Source organism: Gilvimarinus sp. F26214L (assembly GCF_054401055.1).
Genome location: NZ_JBTIYG010000004.1, coordinates 231,044 through 247,860, shown reverse-complemented (window position 1 = coordinate 247,860; position 16,817 = coordinate 231,044). Strand labels below are relative to the sequence as shown.

At 57.9% G+C, this 16,817-nt stretch carries 15 protein-coding genes and 2 tRNA genes; 8 read left to right on the top strand and 9 right to left on the bottom strand.

All coding sequences use genetic code 11. From position 1 onward, the window contains the following. Nucleotides 1–157 precede the first annotated feature (157 nt). The 3 genes from ACURWW_RS06575 to ACURWW_RS06565 form a co-directional block, all read right to left on the bottom strand. The gene (locus ACURWW_RS06575) at nt 158–1,327 is read right to left on the bottom strand and encodes an isovaleryl-CoA dehydrogenase (protein WP_445615801.1); all 1,170 of its coding nucleotides are present in this window, start codon (nt 1,325–1,327) and stop codon (nt 158–160) included. 157 nt (nt 1,328–1,484) lie between these two features. Beyond that, a complete protein-coding gene (locus ACURWW_RS06570) occupies nt 1,485–1,877 on the bottom strand; it encodes a MerR family transcriptional regulator (protein ID WP_445615803.1) in 393 nt (130 codons plus the stop codon). Nucleotides 1,878–2,225: 348 nt separating this feature from the next. Further along, entirely contained in the window at nt 2,226–4,106 is a 1,881-nt protein-coding gene (locus ACURWW_RS06565) for an ATP-binding cassette domain-containing protein (protein WP_445615804.1), read from the bottom strand. Nucleotides 4,107–4,617: 511 nt separating this feature from the next. Here ACURWW_RS06565 and ACURWW_RS06560 point away from each other — a divergent pair. The 3 genes from ACURWW_RS06560 (at nt 4,618) to ACURWW_RS06550 (ending at nt 6,423) form a co-directional block, all read left to right on the top strand. Then, nucleotides 4,618–4,866: a YkoF family thiamine/hydroxymethylpyrimidine-binding protein gene (locus tag ACURWW_RS06560; protein ID WP_445615806.1), complete on the top strand. Its 249-nt coding sequence runs from the start codon at nt 4,618–4,620 to the stop codon at nt 4,864–4,866. Continuing rightward, complete coding sequence (locus ACURWW_RS06555) at nt 4,866–6,014, top strand: NAD(P)/FAD-dependent oxidoreductase (protein WP_445615807.1); 1,149 nt, start codon at nt 4,866–4,868, stop codon at nt 6,012–6,014. Before ACURWW_RS06560 ends, ACURWW_RS06555 begins: the two co-directional genes overlap by 1 nt. 133 nt (nt 6,015–6,147) lie before the next feature. Beyond that, nucleotides 6,148–6,423, top strand: a complete 276-nt coding sequence (locus tag ACURWW_RS06550) for a TFIIB-type zinc ribbon-containing protein (protein ID WP_445615808.1) — start codon at nt 6,148–6,150, stop codon at nt 6,421–6,423. Between the two features lie 113 nt (nt 6,424–6,536). Here the strand turns inward: ACURWW_RS06550 and ACURWW_RS06545 are convergent, their stop codons facing one another. Next, a complete protein-coding gene (locus tag ACURWW_RS06545; protein WP_445615809.1) occupies nt 6,537–6,902 on the bottom strand; it encodes a hypothetical protein in 366 nt (121 codons plus the stop codon). Nucleotides 6,903–7,069: 167 nt separating this feature from the next. Here ACURWW_RS06545 and ACURWW_RS06540 point away from each other — a divergent pair, with 167 nt between their 5' ends. Continuing rightward, nucleotides 7,070–7,801 carry a hypothetical protein gene (locus tag ACURWW_RS06540; RefSeq protein ID WP_445615811.1) on the top strand — a complete coding sequence of 244 codons (732 nt, stop codon included), beginning with the start codon at nt 7,070–7,072 and terminating at the stop codon, nt 7,799–7,801. A gap of 9 nt (nt 7,802–7,810) precedes the next feature. On the opposite strand, the gene trmA is transcribed toward ACURWW_RS06540, so the two are convergent. Together trmA and ACURWW_RS06530 are read right to left on the bottom strand one after the other, a co-directional pair. After that, a complete protein-coding gene (trmA, locus tag ACURWW_RS06535) occupies nt 7,811–8,905 on the bottom strand; it encodes a tRNA (uridine(54)-C5)-methyltransferase TrmA (RefSeq protein WP_445615813.1) in 1,095 nt (364 codons plus the stop codon). 35 nt (nt 8,906–8,940) lie between these two features. Further along, complete coding sequence (locus ACURWW_RS06530; protein WP_445615814.1) at nt 8,941–10,611, bottom strand: two-component system sensor histidine kinase NtrB; 1,671 nt, start codon at nt 10,609–10,611, stop codon at nt 8,941–8,943. A 122-nt stretch (nt 10,612–10,733) separates the two neighbouring features. Here ACURWW_RS06530 and ACURWW_RS06525 point away from each other — a divergent pair. The 4 genes from ACURWW_RS06525 to ACURWW_RS06510 all read left to right on the top strand — a co-directional run bounded on the left by ACURWW_RS06525 (nt 10,734) and on the right by ACURWW_RS06510 (nt 13,967). After that, a tRNA-Val gene (locus ACURWW_RS06525) sits at nt 10,734–10,809 on the top strand. Between the two features lie 48 nt (nt 10,810–10,857). Continuing rightward, nucleotides 10,858–10,934 (top strand) — tRNA-Asp (locus tag ACURWW_RS06520). A gap of 754 nt (nt 10,935–11,688) precedes the next feature. Further along, nucleotides 11,689–12,651 carry a hypothetical protein gene (locus ACURWW_RS06515; RefSeq protein ID WP_445615815.1) on the top strand — a complete coding sequence of 321 codons (963 nt, stop codon included), beginning with the start codon at nt 11,689–11,691 and terminating at the stop codon, nt 12,649–12,651. A gap of 224 nt (nt 12,652–12,875) precedes the next feature. After that, nucleotides 12,876–13,967 (top strand): glycosyltransferase, encoded by a 1,092-nt coding sequence (locus tag ACURWW_RS06510; RefSeq protein WP_445615816.1) that lies wholly within the window; start codon nt 12,876–12,878, stop codon nt 13,965–13,967. A 72-nt stretch (nt 13,968–14,039) separates the two neighbouring features. Here ACURWW_RS06510 and ACURWW_RS06505 read toward each other — a convergent pair whose 3' ends face one another. The 3 genes from ACURWW_RS06505 to ACURWW_RS06495 form a co-directional block, all read right to left on the bottom strand. Then, on the bottom strand, nt 14,040–15,227 hold the full coding sequence (locus tag ACURWW_RS06505; RefSeq protein WP_445615817.1) for a glycosyltransferase family 4 protein: 1,188 nt from the start codon (nt 15,225–15,227) through the stop codon (nt 14,040–14,042). Nucleotides 15,228–15,418: 191 nt separating this feature from the next. Beyond that, nucleotides 15,419–16,147 carry a ZIP family metal transporter gene (locus ACURWW_RS06500; RefSeq protein WP_445615819.1) on the bottom strand — a complete coding sequence of 243 codons (729 nt, stop codon included), beginning with the start codon at nt 16,145–16,147 and terminating at the stop codon, nt 15,419–15,421. A gap of 10 nt (nt 16,148–16,157) precedes the next feature. Continuing rightward, on the bottom strand, nt 16,158–16,811 hold the full coding sequence (locus ACURWW_RS06495; protein WP_445615821.1) for a class I SAM-dependent methyltransferase: 654 nt from the start codon (nt 16,809–16,811) through the stop codon (nt 16,158–16,160). Between the last annotated feature and the right edge of the window lie 6 nt (nt 16,812–16,817).

Genomic DNA, 16,817 nt, shown 5'->3' with positions numbered 1-16,817 from the left:
CGTGAGGGAGGTACGACCGCCATGGATGGCGGAAGTGCAGATCTTGCAGGAGCAAAAATCTGCCCGGGATGTATTCACCGCGATTTTGAAACACCTTCCCCGCCTGGTGGACGGATTCAAGACCCCAAAGGGTCTTACCAAATGTTCGCCAAAAATCCTATTGGGTTTCTTTGAACAATTCCCGACCGATCAACATTCTGCGGATTTCCTGAGTCCCCGCGCCGATCTCATACAGCTTCGCATCGCGCAACAGGCGGCCCGTGTCAAAATCATTGATATAACCATTGCCCCCCAGAATCTGAATCGCCTCCAGGGCCAGCCGCGTCGCACGCTCCGACGAATACAGAATCACCCCGGCCGCATCCTTCCGCGTCGTTTCCCCGCGATCGCAAGCCGCAGCAACCGCATAAAGATAAGCGCGACTCGCATTCAACTCCGTATACATATCCGCAAGCTTCGCCTGAATCAGCTGAAACTCACCAATAGGCTGATCGAACTGAGTGCGCTCATGAACATACGGAACCACAATATCCAGACAGGCCTGCATAATCCCCGTTGGACCGCCGGACAATACCACGCGCTCATAATCCAGCCCGGACATCAAAACCTTAACACCCTCATTCTCCCGGCCCAGAATATTCTCCGCGGGAACCTCCACATTCTCGAAAATAAGCTCGCAAGTGTTCGACCCGCGCATCCCCAGCTTGTCCAGTTTTGGACCGCGGGAAAAGCCCGTCCAGTCCCGCTCCACAATAAACGCCGTAATACCGTGGGGGCCTTTGCTCGTGTCCGTTTTTGCATAAATCACATAGGTGTGCGCATCCGGCCCGTTGGTAATCCACATCTTGTTACCGTTCAGAATGTAACGATCGCCCTGTTTTTCCGCGCGCAGCTTCATGCTCACCACATCCGAGCCCGCGTTGGGCTCACTCATGGCCAGTGCGCCAATATGCTCCCCGCTCACCAGCTTCGGCAGATAGCGGGCCCGTTGTTCTTCATTGCCATTGCGGAAAATCTGGTTCACACAAAGATTGGAATGGGCCCCATAACTGAGGCCGATGGATGCGGACGCGCGGCTGATCTCCTCCATGGCCACAACATGAGCCAGATAACCCATGTCGCTGCCGCCATATTCCTCGCTGACCGTCATACCCAGGAGACCCATCTCACCAAGCTTCGGCCACAACTCATTGGGGAATTGATTATCCCGATCCGTTCGGGCGGCAAGTGGAGCAATCTCCTTGAGCGCGAAGCTGCGCACCTGGTCACGGAGCATGTCGATGGTTTCGCCCAGGTTGAAATTGAGAGAGCGGTACTGGCTATTCATCGCGAGAGCCTCTTGTAATGTGGCATTGACGGATTGGGCCGGCGAGTGGCTGGCCGGGGCCTTTGGCCCATAATCTACCCAAAGTTGACGTTAACGTAAAGGTAAGCTGACATTCGAACCGGCAACCCGTAAGAAAGGAGGGTTCATCAGAGACTGATTAGCGGGCTTTCTGGTTCATTGCGTCGACACAGCGCCGGGCGGCTTCGTCCAGCTCGGTGCGCATGGCCTTGATGTCCGCCAGCTGCCGGTCGAGCATGGCCTGGCGTTGCTGGATCTTGTCCAGCAGGGCCTGAAGCTGCTTGCGGTTGCCGGTGGCGGGGTCGTACATCTCGATGAGTTCGCGGGATTCAGCCAGACTCAGGCCCAGACGCTTGCCCCGCAAAATAAGCTTCAGGCGGACCCGGTCCTGCTCCCGGTACACCCGGGTTTGCCCCTCGCGCCGGGGTTGAAGGAGGCCGGCCTCCTCGTAGAAGCGGATGGTCCGGGTGGTCACACCGAATTCTTCGGCCAGATCGCGGATGGAGAAGGTCTTGTGTCCGGTTGCGCTCACGAGAGGGTCCTGAGGTTTACGTTTACGTAAACTTTACCGGGGATGCGGGCGGGGAACAAGGCTGGATTGCCGCGCACAGCCCGTACCGAACCCTGGTGTTGGGTTACGCTGCGCTAACCCAACCTACGCATGCCGGATAAAGACACGCCAATGCGAGCTCTGTACCCGTAGGTTGGGTTGGGCCGCCAGGCCGTAACCCAACAGCTCTGTTCATAGCGGAGCTGAACCCCTTTGTTGGGTTACGCTGCGCTAACCCAACCTACTCGCGTCGAATAAAACACGCCAATGCGAGCTCTGCCCCGTAGGTTGGGTTAGGCCGCCAGGCCGTAACCCAACAGCTCGTGGGTTTCAACTGCCAGACTGCAACTCCAACTCCTCCCATCGGGCGTAGAGAACCTCCAACTCGCTCTGCAGGGCGGCCAGTTCCTTGAACGTTGTGTCCATTGCGGTCTGGTCCTGCTGGTAAAAGCCCGGGTCGGCGATCTTTCCCTCCAGCTCTGCGACAGCTGTTTCTTTTTGCTCGATCTGTTGGGGCAGTTGTTCCAGTTCCCGTTGCAGCTTGTAGGAGAGCTTTTTGGGCGCCGGCGCGGGCTTTGGCTTCTCCACCGGGTTCCGGGGCTTGCCCGCTTTTTCGGCCTTGCCCGGCTCCGGGCGCTGGCGCAGCCAGTCCTCATAGCCGCCAACGTATTCATTCACGACACCGTCGCCCTCGAAGGCGAAGGTGCTGGTGACTACGTTGTCGATGAAGCTTCGATCGTGGCTGACCAGCAGCAGGGTGCCGCTGAACTCCACGAGGATTTCCTCCAGCAGTTCCAGGGTTTCCAGGTCCAGGTCGTTGGTGGGTTCGTCCAGGACCAGGACGTTGGCGGGCTTGCTGAACAGGTGGGCCAGGATGAGCCGGTTCTGCTCTCCGCCGGAAAGGGATTTTACCGGCTGTCGGGTGCGGTCGGGGGTAAAGAGGAAGTCCTGGAGGTAGCTGATGACGTGCCTCTGCTTGCCGTTGATGGTGATGAATTCCCGGCCTTCGGCAATGTTGTCGATGACGCTCTGCTCGGGGTCGAGGGCGCTGCGCAGTTGATCGAAATAGGCGACTTCCACCTTTGTGCCCAGTTTCAGCTTGCCGCTGTCGGGCGGCAGTTCCCCCAGTAGGATTTTGAGCAGGGTGGTCTTGCCCGCGCCGTTGGGGCCGATCACGCCGATTTTGTCACCGCGCATAATGGTGGTGGAAAAATCCCGGATCACCGGCCGTCCCTCGTAGGATTTGGCGATGTGTTCGGCTTCGACGACGATCTTGCCGGAGCGCTGCCCTTGCTCCACTTCGATGTTGGCGCTGCCTTGCCGCTCCCTGCGCTGGCTTCGTTCCTCGCGCATCTTTTTGAGGGCGCGCACGCGGCCTTCGTTGCGGGTGCGGCGCGCTTTGATTCCCTGACGAATCCAGGCTTCTTCCTTGGCGAGCTTTTTGTCGAACTCGGCATTGGCGGTTTCTTCGGCGGCCAGTTGCTGCTCACGAAATTGCAGGAAGCCGCGGTAGTCCCCATGCCAGTGGCGCAATTGCCCGCGGTCGAGTTCGAGAATTTCGTTGGCCACGGCTTGCAGGAAGCTGCGGTCGTGGGTGATGAGGATGATGGCGCCGCGGTATTCGCGCAGGAAGTTTTCCAGCCATTCGATGGCGGCGATGTCCAGGTGGTTGGTGGGTTCGTCAAGCAGCAGCAGTTCGGGTTGTCCCACGAGGGCGCGGGCCAGGGCGGCGCGCCGTCGCCAGCCGCCGGACAGTTCGGCCAGGCGGGTATCGGCGTCCAGGTCCAGGCGGCTCAGGACGGTTTCCACTTGCTGTTGCAGGGTCCATCCGTCGAGGGCGTCGAGTTTTTGCTGAACCTGGCTGAGTGCGTCCATGGAGGCGCTGTCGCCGGATTGGGTAAGGCGGTGGAATTCCTTGAGAGCCGCGCCGGCTTCACCCAGCCCTTGGGCCGCGAAGTCGTAGATGCTTTCGTCGCGGGCTTCGGGGAGGTCCTGGGACAGGTAGCTGACCCGGACGCCGGGGCGGCGCCAGACTTCTCCGTCGTCGGCGTGGACTTCGCCGGCCAGTAGTTTCAGGAAGGTGGATTTGCCGGCGCCATTTCTGCCCAGCAGGCCGAAGCGTTCGCCGGCGCGCACGGCCAGTTGAACTTTGTCGAGCAGGATTTGGGGGCCGAAGGCGAGTTGGACGTCGGTGAGGCGGTACAGTGGCATAGGAAGCAGGGCGTATGTTTCAAAGGGAGGGTGTTGTACCGGTTTGGGGTTGGGTTGTCCAGTTGATTGGTGCGGGGGGTTATTTGGGAGTTGTTTACCCGTTCGCCGGGAGGGGCAAGGCCTTTCAAAAACGCGTGAATATGTCCCTATAGCTCCCGCGCGGCATCCATGCCGCGAGGGTTTTGAAAGGCCTTGCCCCTCCCGGCGAACTCTTATCGGAGTGGATTCGCTCATGGGGTCGGGTGGTGGTGGGACTGGAATGCCGGGGTTGAACTTCTGTTTGGTGAGCGGAAGGGTTCTTAATCCGTTCGCCGGGAAGGGGAAGGCCTTTCAAAAACGCATGAATATGTCCCTATAGCTCCCGCGCGGCATCCATGGCGCGAGGGTTTTGAAAGGCCTTCCCCCTCCCGGCGAACTCGCATCGGAGTGGAATTCTGGCTTGTCGGGTGGATTGAGCTCTGGGGCGGCTGCAGGCATTATCGTTGTGTTTCCAATCTGGAGGTGAGCAGTTATGCAGATGAGTGCGGAATTGAGTTTCTATCCGTTGAAGGACGATTACCTGGATGTGATTCGTGCCACGGTCAAGAAGCTCAACAGTTACCCGGACGTTAAAGTTCGGACGTTTCCAACGGCTACCATTCTGGTGGGTGATTTCGAGCGGGTAATGGAGGTCATCAAGGATGTGGTGGCCTGGAGTTATTCGGAGTACGGCAAGGGTGTGTTTGTTGCCAAGCTCCTGCCTGGCCATGTGGCGGATTAGTGCAGCGCACGGTTGTATTGATTGGAGCCGGGCACGCGCACCTGTATGTGGCGGCGCGGGCGGCGGATTTCCGGCGCCGGGGTTGCCGGCTGGTGCTGGTTGATCCGGGGATGTTCTGGTATTCCGGTCTGGCGACGGGGATGTTGGGCGGCATGTATGACGCTGCCGATGATCAGGTGGATCCGAAGGCGCTGGTGGAGGCCGGCGGTGGTGAGTTTATCCGGGACCGGGTCGTGGCGGTGGATGTGGGTGTGCGCCGGGTTCGTCTGGCCAGCGGCGCTGAGTTGGGGTATGACTTTCTTTCGCTCAATGCGGGCAGCATTGTTGATCGCGGCTCGTTGCCGGGTGCGGAGGAGGATAGGACGGTCTGGGCCATTAAACCGATCGAGAACCTCTGGCGGCTGCGTCAGGATCTGGAATCCGCGGTGGCCAATGGTGAGGCGCCGAGGATTGCCGTGTTGGGCGGGGGCCCCTCGGGCTGTGAGGTGGCGGCAAATTTGCTGGCGCTGTCGGTGCGGCTGGAGCAGCAAGCGGGAGCGGACCAGGGCGCGCGGCGAGAGCGTGCGCTGAAGGTTACGTTGGTGAGCGGTAGCGGGACGCTGTTAGCGGGGGCTCCGAAGAGGGCGTCCGATTATATGGAGCGCCGCTTGCGCCGGCGCGGGTTGGAGGTGCGCTGCGCCACTCGGGTGGTGAGGCGTGACGGGGCTGCACTTGTGACGGACACGGGCGAGAAGATCCCGGCTGATTGGGTGATTCTGGCAACCGGCCTGAAAGCCAATCCCCTTGTGACAACACTGGGCCTGCCGGCGGATGGGAGCAGCGGCCTGCGCGTCAATGGGTTTCTGCATTCACCGGCTGATGCCCGGGTGTTCGCGGCGGGGGATTGCGCGAGCATGGAGGGGCATGATTTGCCCAAGCTCGGGGTGTTCGGCGTGCGCCAGGCCCAGTATGTTCATCGCAATCTGCTGGCCGGTCTGGATGGCGAGGCTCTGCGAGTTTATAGGCCCCAGCAGCGCTACCTTTCCATTCTCAATCTGGGAGATGGCACCGGTCTTTCCACTTGGGGCGGACTCTGGTGGGGCGGGCGCGTCCCCCTGATTTTGAAGAATCATCTGGATCGGCGTTTTCTGCGCCAGTATCGCTCCTGAAGCTTATCCGGCTCCAAAAACCTCTCTCCTCTTCGATGGTCTCACAAGGGGCGGCGCCTGGCCCAACCCAAGCAGAAGGACCGCTCTGATGCATTGCCCACTGTCGAACCCGCAGCACGAATGGAGATGAAGTATGGACTGTCCCGTCTGCAAGAACCGGGAGCTGATGATGACCGAACGGCAGGGTATCGAGATCGATTACTGCCCTCAATGTCGCGGCGTTTGGCTGGATCGCGGCGAATTGGACAAGATCATAGAGCGAAGTCAATCCGAGGCGTCGCCTGCCCCGCCACAATCCCAAGGCGGTCCCGCCGTCGGTGGCGATTACTCACACGGTTACAGCGAGCCCTCTCCAAGCCACCGGAAGAAAAAGCGCAAGAGTATATTGTCGGAGATTTTCGATTTCTGAGTGGAAGTGGTTCGAAGGCGTTGTGAAAGGATGTGGAGCGGGCGGATCAGTCAGGCGAAGCGCGGGCAGATGTGTGGTCAACCAGGCGACCACACATCGGAACACGGGTCGGATTACTGGCGTTTGCCCGTAAAGGGCGCGCCGCCCATGCCGGCCACATCCACGTTGCCGCTGACAGAGTCGCCGTTCTGGGTGCCGGTGTAGGTGAGGGCAAAATCCTGACCTTGCATGGACAGGTTGGCCACCAAAGTGAACTCATCGCCGTCCACGGTGCCGGAAATGTCCGAGGAGCCCAGTGAGCCTTCATAGGTGCCGCTGACCTTGTCGCCGTCCTGGGTAAGGGTCATTGTGGGAGTAGAAGCGCCCTGGGGAGAGTCGACGTTAAGTACCCAGGTCCCGCTCAGGTCCGCCGCGAGGCTGGCGCCGCTCAGCAGCATGGCAAAACAGAATAGGGTGGCTTGCTTGGTGATTCCTTGCATTGTTCAATCCTCAATGGTGTACAGGAGCGGCGATTGTAAATGTCGGTACCCGCTCGGCACAATCTACAGGAGTCACCTTTTTTGTGATGAACCGTTAATCCCGTGTGCGGTAACCCTCCATTCGAGCAAAGTCCGGATTTCATGTAAAGGAAAGCAAAGGAGAGAGCATGGAACAATCCTGTCGTGGCCTGATTGTGCTGTTGAGCGGTATTGCGGCAGTGCTGAGTGGTTGCACTGGTGTGGGCATCGGGTCCCCGTCGCCGGAGGAGATGATCCAGCGTCACATTCAGGCAGCCTACGGTGACGAAGGATTGGATGCGCAATCTTCAATCACCATGGAAGGGCGCCTGGTGATCGAAGAGTTCGATGTAGACGCGCCCGTTGTCATGAAGATGGAAGCGCCCGACAAGCGATCCTTCGCGTCGGACGTGATGGGGCAGAAAGTGATTCGCAGCTGTGCGGAAGGACGCTGCTGGACGCGTGAGTTGAATGCGGAACTGCAGTCGCTGGGCGGCGCCCAGTTGGAGTTCATGCAGGAATTGTCGGACTTCAAGCGGCTGGAAAATCTGCGCCGCTATTACCGACACATGGAAGCGGGCGGTACCGCGGAATTCAATGGCAAGCAGGCCAATGTTCTGCGTCTGGTCCGTCACAACGGCCTGCAGGACACCTGGTACTTCGATCGAGAAAGCGGTCTCTGGCTGGGTGGCACCTGGCGCTTGCCCCGGGAGATGGGCGGCCTGCAGGTGACGCAATACTTTGAAGAGTACAAGGAATTCGACGGAATCAGGTTGGCCACCGAGGTGACAGAAGTTACCCCGGAGCAAACCAGCCGGGTGATCATCGAAGAAGTCAGCTTCGATGATATTCCGGACCGGGAGTTTTACCTGGCGCGGTGATTCCGGCCTTCACGACGATCTGCGCTGCAGATAAACCCCGCATTCCATGTGATCCGTATAGGGGAACTGGTCGAACAGGGCCGCTCGCTTGATCCGGTGGGTTTTGTTCAGCGTTTTCAGGTTATCCGCAAGGGTGTGCGGATTGCAGGAAACGTAGAGAATATTTGCGAAACCCTGCACCATGGCCAGGGTCTTCGGATCGAGGCCGGCCCGGGGCGGGTCCACGAACACGGTTTGAAAATCGTACTCGGGCAGGTTCACGTGCTGCATCCGGCGAAATGGCCTCACTCCCGCGATTGCTTCGGACACCTCTTCGGCCGACATGCGCGCGAATGCGATGTTGTGTATATCATTCGCTTCACAATTATGTTCCGCCACCCGGGTCAGGGGCTTGGAGATTTCGGTGGCCAGCACCTTGTCGAAGTGGAGCGCGAGGGGCAGGGTAAAATTACCGTTGCCGCAATACAGTTCCAGCAGACTGCCCATGCTGCCTTCCACCGCTGCACTGGCCCAGTTCAGCATCTGCTCGCACACTTTGCCATTGGGCTGGGAGAAGCAGCCCTCCAGTTGCCGGTAGCGAAACTCGCGGCCGCGCACGGTAAATACCTCGGTCACATAGTCGCGGCTGAGTACCTCCTTCTGCTTGCGGCTGCGCCCGATGACAAAAATCCCCAATGCCGCTTCAAGGGCCCTGGCCGCCTCGATCCACGGATCGGTGAGCGGTTTGTGGTAGACCAGCGTCACCAGCAGTTCACCGTGCAGGGTGGACAGAAATTCCACCTGGAACAGTTTGCGGCGCAGGATTTCGGCCCCTTGCAGGCGCTCCAACAGTGACGGCATCACCTCAGTGATCCGCCTGGAGGCAACGGGAAAGTCGTCGACGAAGGTCGGTGGTTCACCGGCTCCCTTGTCGAAGACCGCATAATGAGACCGGTCCCCCTCGTGCCAGATCTTGAATTCGGCGCGAACGCGATAATGCAGGGGCGGTGAATCAAAGACTTCCACCGGCGGCATCTCGAAGGGCTTCAGCAAGTCTGCAAAAGCCTGCTCTTTCCGGGCCAGTTGCGCGGCGTAGTGATTCGGGTCGGGTTTGATGGCAATCATGTAGGGCTGCGTTGCTATATGGAATGGGGTCGGGTTCAGGCGAGTCGGGTAGGTGAGCCTTCCCGGAGGCTGTCGCCTTCGGTCAGGGGCAGGCTGATGGTGAAGACGGTACCCCGGCCTTCGGTGGAGTCCACTTCGATCTGGCCACTGTGGTGTTCGGTTACGATGAAGTAGGACACGGACAATCCGAGCCCCGTGCCTTTTCCCACCTCCTTGGTGGTATAGAAGGGCTCGAATATATGGCGGCGGGTGGCTTCCGACATACCGGGCCCGTTGTCCTCCACCTGGATCTTGACCATGCCGTTTTCCCTGAAGGCGCGCAGTGTAATGGACGGCGGGCCCTTGTCGCCATCGCTTTTCACGAATGCCTGGGCCGCATTGCGCAGAATGTTCAGGATCACCTGCTGAATCTCTGCCGGGGAGCAGGGCACCCGCGGCAGGTCCGGCTGAAACTCCTTGAAGATTCGCACCGGTTTGCCCCCCTGGGCAGTGCGCAGGTCAAAGCTCTGGTGGGAGAGCTCCAGACTTTGTTCCAGCAGTTCCACCAGCTCCACCAATTCGTGCCCGCGGCTGTTGCTGCGGGAAAATTCCAGCATGTTGGTGACAATGCTCGCGGAGCGCTCGCCCGCTTCCTTGATGCTGTCGATGAACTGGTAGATGCCCCGGGCCTGCAAATACGCCTGCAACTGCTCCGTGCTGATGCCTACCTTTTTGGCCGCTTCCACATTGGCGGGAAGCTCGGGAGAGGTGCGGCGATAGACGTTCTGCACTGCATGAAGGATGGCGCTGAGGGGGTTGTTGATCTCGTGAGCCATTCCCGCCGCCAGCTCGCCGAGGGACATCATCTTCTCGTTCTGGATCATCATGTTCTCAAAGCGCACCCGCATGGTGACGTCGTCGATGCGGATCACTGCGCCGGTCATGTCCTCGGCCATGAGCGGATAAATCACCAGGTCGGTGTATCCCACCTGTCCGCCAAACTCGTGGCGAATGGCTTCCTTGGCCTGGGCCACTCCCTGATCAATGGCGTTGCGGATCATCTCCATGTCCACGTTCAGGTCCGGCGAGACATCGTTGAGGTTCCTGCCAATGGCCTTGTCGGCGGAGATGTCCGTGGCTCCCTCTGCGGCCGAGTTCCAGTGCGTGATGGTGCCTTCCCGGGTGACGCCGATCAGCACAGAGGGCATGGAGTCCACCACGCTCTGCAGGTAATTCTGGGTCTCCTGCAGTCGCTCTTCCGTAAGCTCATGCCGGGCAATTTCCTCGTACAACTGGTTGTTGATAGTACGCAGCCGATTGGTGCGCTCGATGACACGCTCTTCGAGCGCTCGCTGGGAGCGTTTGAGATTTTCCTTGGCATGCTTGTAGCGAATGCGACTGTGCTGGAGACCGATGATCAGCGCGGTTTGCAGCACAAGCAAAGCCACAATGATGCCGAGCAGGTAGTTGCGTTCGTCCTCTTCCAGGGGCTCCTGCTGAGCCAGCGCTGGCTCTTCTGCGCCGGGCCGGGGGGATTGCGCCAACGCCGCCGGCACCGAAAGAGTCAGGGCCAGCACGGCGAAGGCGAGGGCCGGAGCGTGGCGAAGCCGCGCGATTCGGCGGCTTCCATCGGGCGTTGCGGACTCGGCTGTGCTGGGCATGCGGCTCCGTCGGGGGTTGGGGGTGAGCCGCCATTGTAGCGACTCCCGGCGGGCAAGTATTGCCATGCAAAACTTTCCGCGACGTCCCTGCGGCGAAAAATTGATCGGCTCGATAGGGTGCTTTCAAACTTGAGCAAAAACGTTTGACATGCCTAAACTTTTGGGTAGAATGCGCAGCTCTTCACCGGGGGTGGTTAGCTCAGTTGGGAGAGCGACGGCCTTACAAGCCGTAGGTCGCAGGTTCGATCCCTGCACCACCCACCAAAGATTGCCCGCAATGTTGCCTCTGGCAGGATTCGCGCAATTTTCAGCGGACCGGTAGTTCAGCTGGTTAGAATGCCGGCCTGTCACGCCGGAGGTCGCGGGTTCGAGTCCCGTCCGGTCCGCCATTTTCTTCAATGACCAATTGGTTGGAGTGGTCATTTCTTGTCCGACCTGGACGCAGCCGCTACGGGGCAGTCCAACTCCTACGGGGCAAGTCAGCACTTTCTTTCTGTTATATCGGACGCTCGAAGTACATTTCTTCCGAGTACACCCCTTCGCTCCTGATGAACTCGTCAACGGTCGGCGCGCGCTGCGCAGATACTTAGCCGCTTCGGCTCGCCGGCATCGCCTCGATCCGCTCGGGATTTCCTTGGCTCCAGTTCGAAGGCGCGCACTACCGTTTATAGGCAGGCGCATGTTTGTGGTCCTCAAAAGCCCGGATCGCCGGCTGGGGGACTGCGTGACGATACCCAGGGCCAGCCTGTGAGTCGGCCATCCAGAATCACATCACCACAAAGCGAAGCAGATGATACTCGTCCCAACAGGTCGTGGGAGGTCTCGCGCGCGATAGTTGAGTGCGACGAGTCCTCCGGTAGGAGGCGATCCTTGGAACCAAGGCCGTACTGTGGACTCAGTAAAAAATGGTCGCGGTTGTGCTTGCGCGGTTTGCATTCGTGTTGGACCTGCAAACGAGGGTGGCCCTCAGTGGCTGGTTGGTGGTGACAGTTCGAGTTCGCCGAGTGCTAATCGTCACAAAACTCGCAAATTTAGACGCCAAGGACTCCGATTACAGGCTTGTGGTCGAGCGTGCGCCAGCCCAACTACTATACTTTTTCGCATTCTCAACACGTCGTATCTCTGACTAGGACAGATTGCATAATGAAGTATGTAGCAACTATTGTTTCTCTGGCGCTGGGAATTTCAGCGCCTGCATTCAGCCAGACTATTTTCTCCGATTCTTTTGAGTCGGGTGACATGGGGGCTAATAATTCCGGCGTCTTCGACTGGCATGATTCGGTTCGGACCTTCCTGGTCAAACGGGACTCGCAGATGGGAGATCTGATCGTTTACGACAAAACAGGTAAAGTTGAACAGCAAAAGGGTTTCGACCGCGAGTGGCAAGCGAAAGACGGCGACATCTCGATGATGTTTCACTATCCAGCGGGAGAGTTCTGGTCCGAACAGCGATTCAGCCTCTCGCGCCCATATCCCGAACTGTGGATCCGATTCTGGCTAAAGGTCCCGATCAATTTCAAACATTCTTCTAACTCTCCCACCAATAACAAGCTATTTGCTCTGTGGATGGACCAATACTCCGCAAAAGGTGCGGGGCCCACGGCCTTCTGGACATTCTGGCATGACGGCGCCAGTGGCAGTAAGCTCGCCTATCATTACAGTCCGGGAGGGTACAAAACCGCGAACGCGCCCAAGGAACTCAAGTCCTTCATTCGTTATCCCGAAGACCAGGGACGATGGATGCAGATTGTAATGCGCGTAAAAGCCGCGAGTGGCGCATCGAGGAATGATGGCATCATGCAATTCTACAGGAGGTGGGAGAACGAGTCGTCATTCACACTGATACATGACCACCGGCAAGCGGATATCGCCATCCCGACAAGCGGCCCGGCCGGCTGGAAAGCGGGATATTTTCTGGGTTGGAGTAACCCGGCGTACGCCGAAGATACGGACTGGTTGATGGACGACGTAGTACTCTCCACAACAAGCCTGCTGGATGTTGAAGGACCCGAGCCCGAGCCGGAACCCGAACCTGCTCCACAGCCCGGCGACCCGGGAGAATGTGTGTCGTCCCAGGTTCCCACAGTCTTCATGCCGCTATACTGACGGTTGGGATGTTAATCACACCCCTGCTGCCGATCTCGCGAAGGGATTTGCAGTAGGTACAACATCCCCGGACCTGAAGACCGCTAACGCGGAAAACGGAACAAAGAAAAAATAGAAGAGTCCGAGATTCGAGTTCGAACGTTGCCAGTCGTCAACTCCCGAACGTTACAGACGACATGAATCATGCAAATCCAAGGAAGGATTACTGAACAAGGGGTGAGTGCATGGTCGACCTTTCCGTTGTGATACCCGCCTATAACGAATCCGAAGATCTCCCGAACCTAGTCAACAGCATCAAGAGCAACCTGAAGATCAACTTCGAGATAGTTGTTGTTGATAATGGCTCCAACGATGGTACTGGGGAGATTGCCAGACAACTCGGTTGTCAGGTTGTGCAATCGCCCAATCCGATGTATCCCTCTCAGGCGCGAAACATCGGCGCGAGATCCAGTAGATCTCCGGTTCTGGCCTTTCTCGACGCCGACGTGATCGTGACACCACAGTGGGCCCGGGAGGTCGAACGAGTTATCTGCGATGACAACTTTCTGCGCGGATCGTCCGTGATGGGCGAAAGTTGCCGAATTCCAGATCGCCCTTCTTGGATTGAAAAGTATTGGTTCCAACCATTAGCTCGGCAAGGTCGCAAATTTTTGAACGGAGCTAATATGATTATCTCCAGGTCCGCTTTTGATGCGATCGGCGGGTTTAATCCGCATCTCGAAACCGGTGAAGACGTTGATTTTTCAGAGCGGGCTATGCAGGAGGGTGTAAGCGTCGATTTGAATCCAGAGCTTGTTGTTTACCATGAAGGATTTCCAAAAAATTTGAGAAGCTTCTTCCGGCGTGAACGCTGGCACGGACTGGGAGATTTCACGAGTTGGACATACTTTTTGCGATCGAAGGTTGCGCAGATCACCGCACTTGTTGGTTGCTGTTACTTGGCGATTCTAATCCTGCTTCCCTTCGCTTGGTATGATCCATGGGACGGTTTTCGAGTCATGAGCGCCGCATGCGCTGCTGCCATTCTTGCGCTTTGCAGTTTGGCAAGTTTGGCGAAATTTTGGAAAGCGGGAATCGTCTCCTGTGCTGCCGGGGTGGTCCTTTATTTTGTTTATTTCAACGCAAGACTTGTATCAATGTTCGACGCTTGGCGAAGCGATACCAGGGCCGGTTGTTCCGACGTTGAGGTTTCGCTCCGGGCCGACGAATCGGTGCCTGTCTTCCCGCGCGAGGATAGCGTCACTTTGGTAGCTGGTCACTCAGTTGCGGGGGCGTTATCGGTCGAAGAGGCATCTGGAGATGCAGAGCACAGATAACTCTGCGTGATACAAATTCGCGGAATATGCATGGGAGTTATTCCGCGATACGGTTTCCCCAAACCCCTCAGTTCAATGAACTGGCGCCGGCTCCAGTCCCGACCCATCCGTTAGATTTTGAGCAGCGACTTTCCGGATGATTGCTTCCAGGCCGCTAACTTGCTGGTCGACCGCGAACTCTCGTACCGCCCGCTGTCGTGCTTTCCGGGACATGCGTGCCCTCAGGTCTTTGTCAACCAGCAAGGTGTGTATCCTGTCGGCCGCATCCCGGTGATTGCCAGGAGGGTAAAGGAATCCTGTTTCGGGGGATATCACTTCTCGGAGACCGTCCAGATCAGAAACAACGAGTGGCAGTCCGGTTGCCGCCATTTCAATGGAAGACATTGGGAACGAATCCCATACGGTAGAGGCAATATAACCGACTGTGCAGGATTTCAAAATATGAGGAATATCGCTACGGTAGCCGCCGAAGGTGATGTGGGCGGCCGCTTTAGAATCCTTATATAGAGGCTCAAAATGCTTCTCTTCCCCCTCCTTGTTTCCAACGATGAGGAAGTGAATGTCACGATGTCCCATGTGCTCTATCATGTGGACGGCACATCGAATGATAACGTCCACTCCTTTGCGTTCTTCCATATGCCCTGAGAAAAAGATGATTCTTCTGTTTTGGGGTATTTGGAATCGTTGGTGCGCATACCAGCTTTGCTGAGAGGAAGGGCTGAATCTTTGAACGTCAATACCGGTTCGAACGACGCTGGTGGCCGCTTCAGGGATGCCCTGGCCGTGGGTGGCAGTTCGACGCATCCCTTCCGATTGAAAAATAAAATGGTCCGGTCGATCCCTGCATAAGCGAACGTACATCTTCTTCATTGCCAGTTTCAGACCGTGATTTATGCTACTCATGGGAGCCCCGAGATAAGAAATGATCGTGTGTACGCCGCCACGGCGCAAATATCGATGCGAGAGTCGGTTCACCGGTTGATCGAAACCAAATGCAATCTGAATATTGTTCTCACGGACGTAAGTTTCTATGTGGCTTAGATACTCCCGGGAGCGGGAGCGAGCATCAAATTCTATGATATTTGTCAGCTCCTTCGGAAGAGTGGGAGAGAGCCCGTTCCTGAGCGTCGGATATGCGAAATGGATATTTTCATTTGAACCTGCGATTCGCTTAGCGACCTGATAGAACGTGATCTCATGGCTTGCAGCAGCATATCCAGGATTTGACTCGCAATGGAAGAACACTAGTATCCCAGGCAAGTTGAGGGCTCCTTCTTAGGTGGTTTTGCATGGCGGGTGTGGCGGTCGCTTCGGGTTAGTCTTCAAAGTTCCCATTAAGTTCTTCGTCGAGCCGCACTTCGATCGCGGCCGCCGTTGACCGACGCGATACGTGTCGAAGTTCGATGCAGGATCTTGGGTGAGAAGGCTCTCACCGTGCTGCCGATGCACCATCACTTGGAAACAACAATCAGCACGGCAACCAGGATGCCCGCGCCGAGGGCGCACAGGCTGTAACGCCGATGTTCCTGCTCCGCCTGTGGCAATAAATGGGTGGCGCCCACGTAAACCAGCATGCCGGCGGACAGTGAGAGCAGAATGCCGAGTAAGGGCTGATCGATGCGGCTGATGAAAGGCCAGGAGACGAGCATGCCCAGCGGGGTGGAAATCGAGGCGGCAACAATCGCAAGGACCAGCGCCGTTTTCTTTCTGAAGCCCCCGCGCAGCAACAGCATGTAGGTAATGATCCCCTCGGGAAATTCGTGCAGCACCATGCCGGTGGCGGCCAGGGCGCCGGTAAAGATGTCCACCGAGAAGGTGATCGAGTAAACGAAGCCGTCGATGAACGAATGGAAGGCGATTCCGATCATGGGGACCAGGCCGATGCCGTAGTCTGAATCGGGATCGCGTTCGCAGACGAAGGTGGTCACAAAGCGATTGAAAAGGTGCATCAGCAGGAAGCCGGTGAGGAGGAAAACGGGCGAGCGTGAGCTCAGCTGAAAGGATTTGGGGATGATGTGGAGGAAGGAGACGGAAATCAGCACGCCCGCAGCGAAGCAGACAAAATAGATACTGTACTTGCGGCCCCAGGCTTCAAAGTGGCGGATCGTGTAGATCCCGCTGCCCGTGACGAGCGCCGCCAGCAAGCTGGCGCCGAACGTTGTCCAGAATACAGTCTCCATGGGCCTTCCTTCAAAGGCTCTCCCGTCGGGTTTGCCGCCGCTCTGCTCTGACGGCGACAAAGGCTCCTCGACCGTAACCGCTGCTCAAGCATTCAATCTCGTTTGTTTGCTCCAGCGGTTTGACCAGAGTCTGGACCCACCGGAGTTCGCCGAAGCCGGCGTCGTGGAGCAGTTGCTTCACTTCCGCAGCGGCGAAAAAATTCGAATCACGGTAGAACACATTCTCAGCCTGATGAGCCAGATAGTGTTGACCCAGGTCGCTGTTGCGATCGATGAACCCCACGACCAGTACCCCGCGGTCTTTGAGCACTCGTCGGGCTTCACTCAGCATGGCAGCGGCGTCGTCAACGAAACAGATGGTGGTCACGCACAAAGCCCGCTCGAACACACTGTCGGGGAAAGGCAGTGCTTCGGCCACTGCCTGCACAGTGCTGATGCCCCGCTGATCCGCATAGCGCAGCACGGCATGGGCCGGGTCGATACCCACCTGCACTCCGAGCGGGGCGGCGAAGCGCCCGGTTCCGACTCCGATGGACAAGCCGGGGCCGTGCCAGGGCAGTTGGGCGCGAACCGCCAGCAGCTCCGAGTGATAGGCCGGGTCGTTGCGCACGAACCAGTCGTCGTAATGCTGGTGATGTGACTCAAACGGTGCGCTTCTGGGCATGGTGAC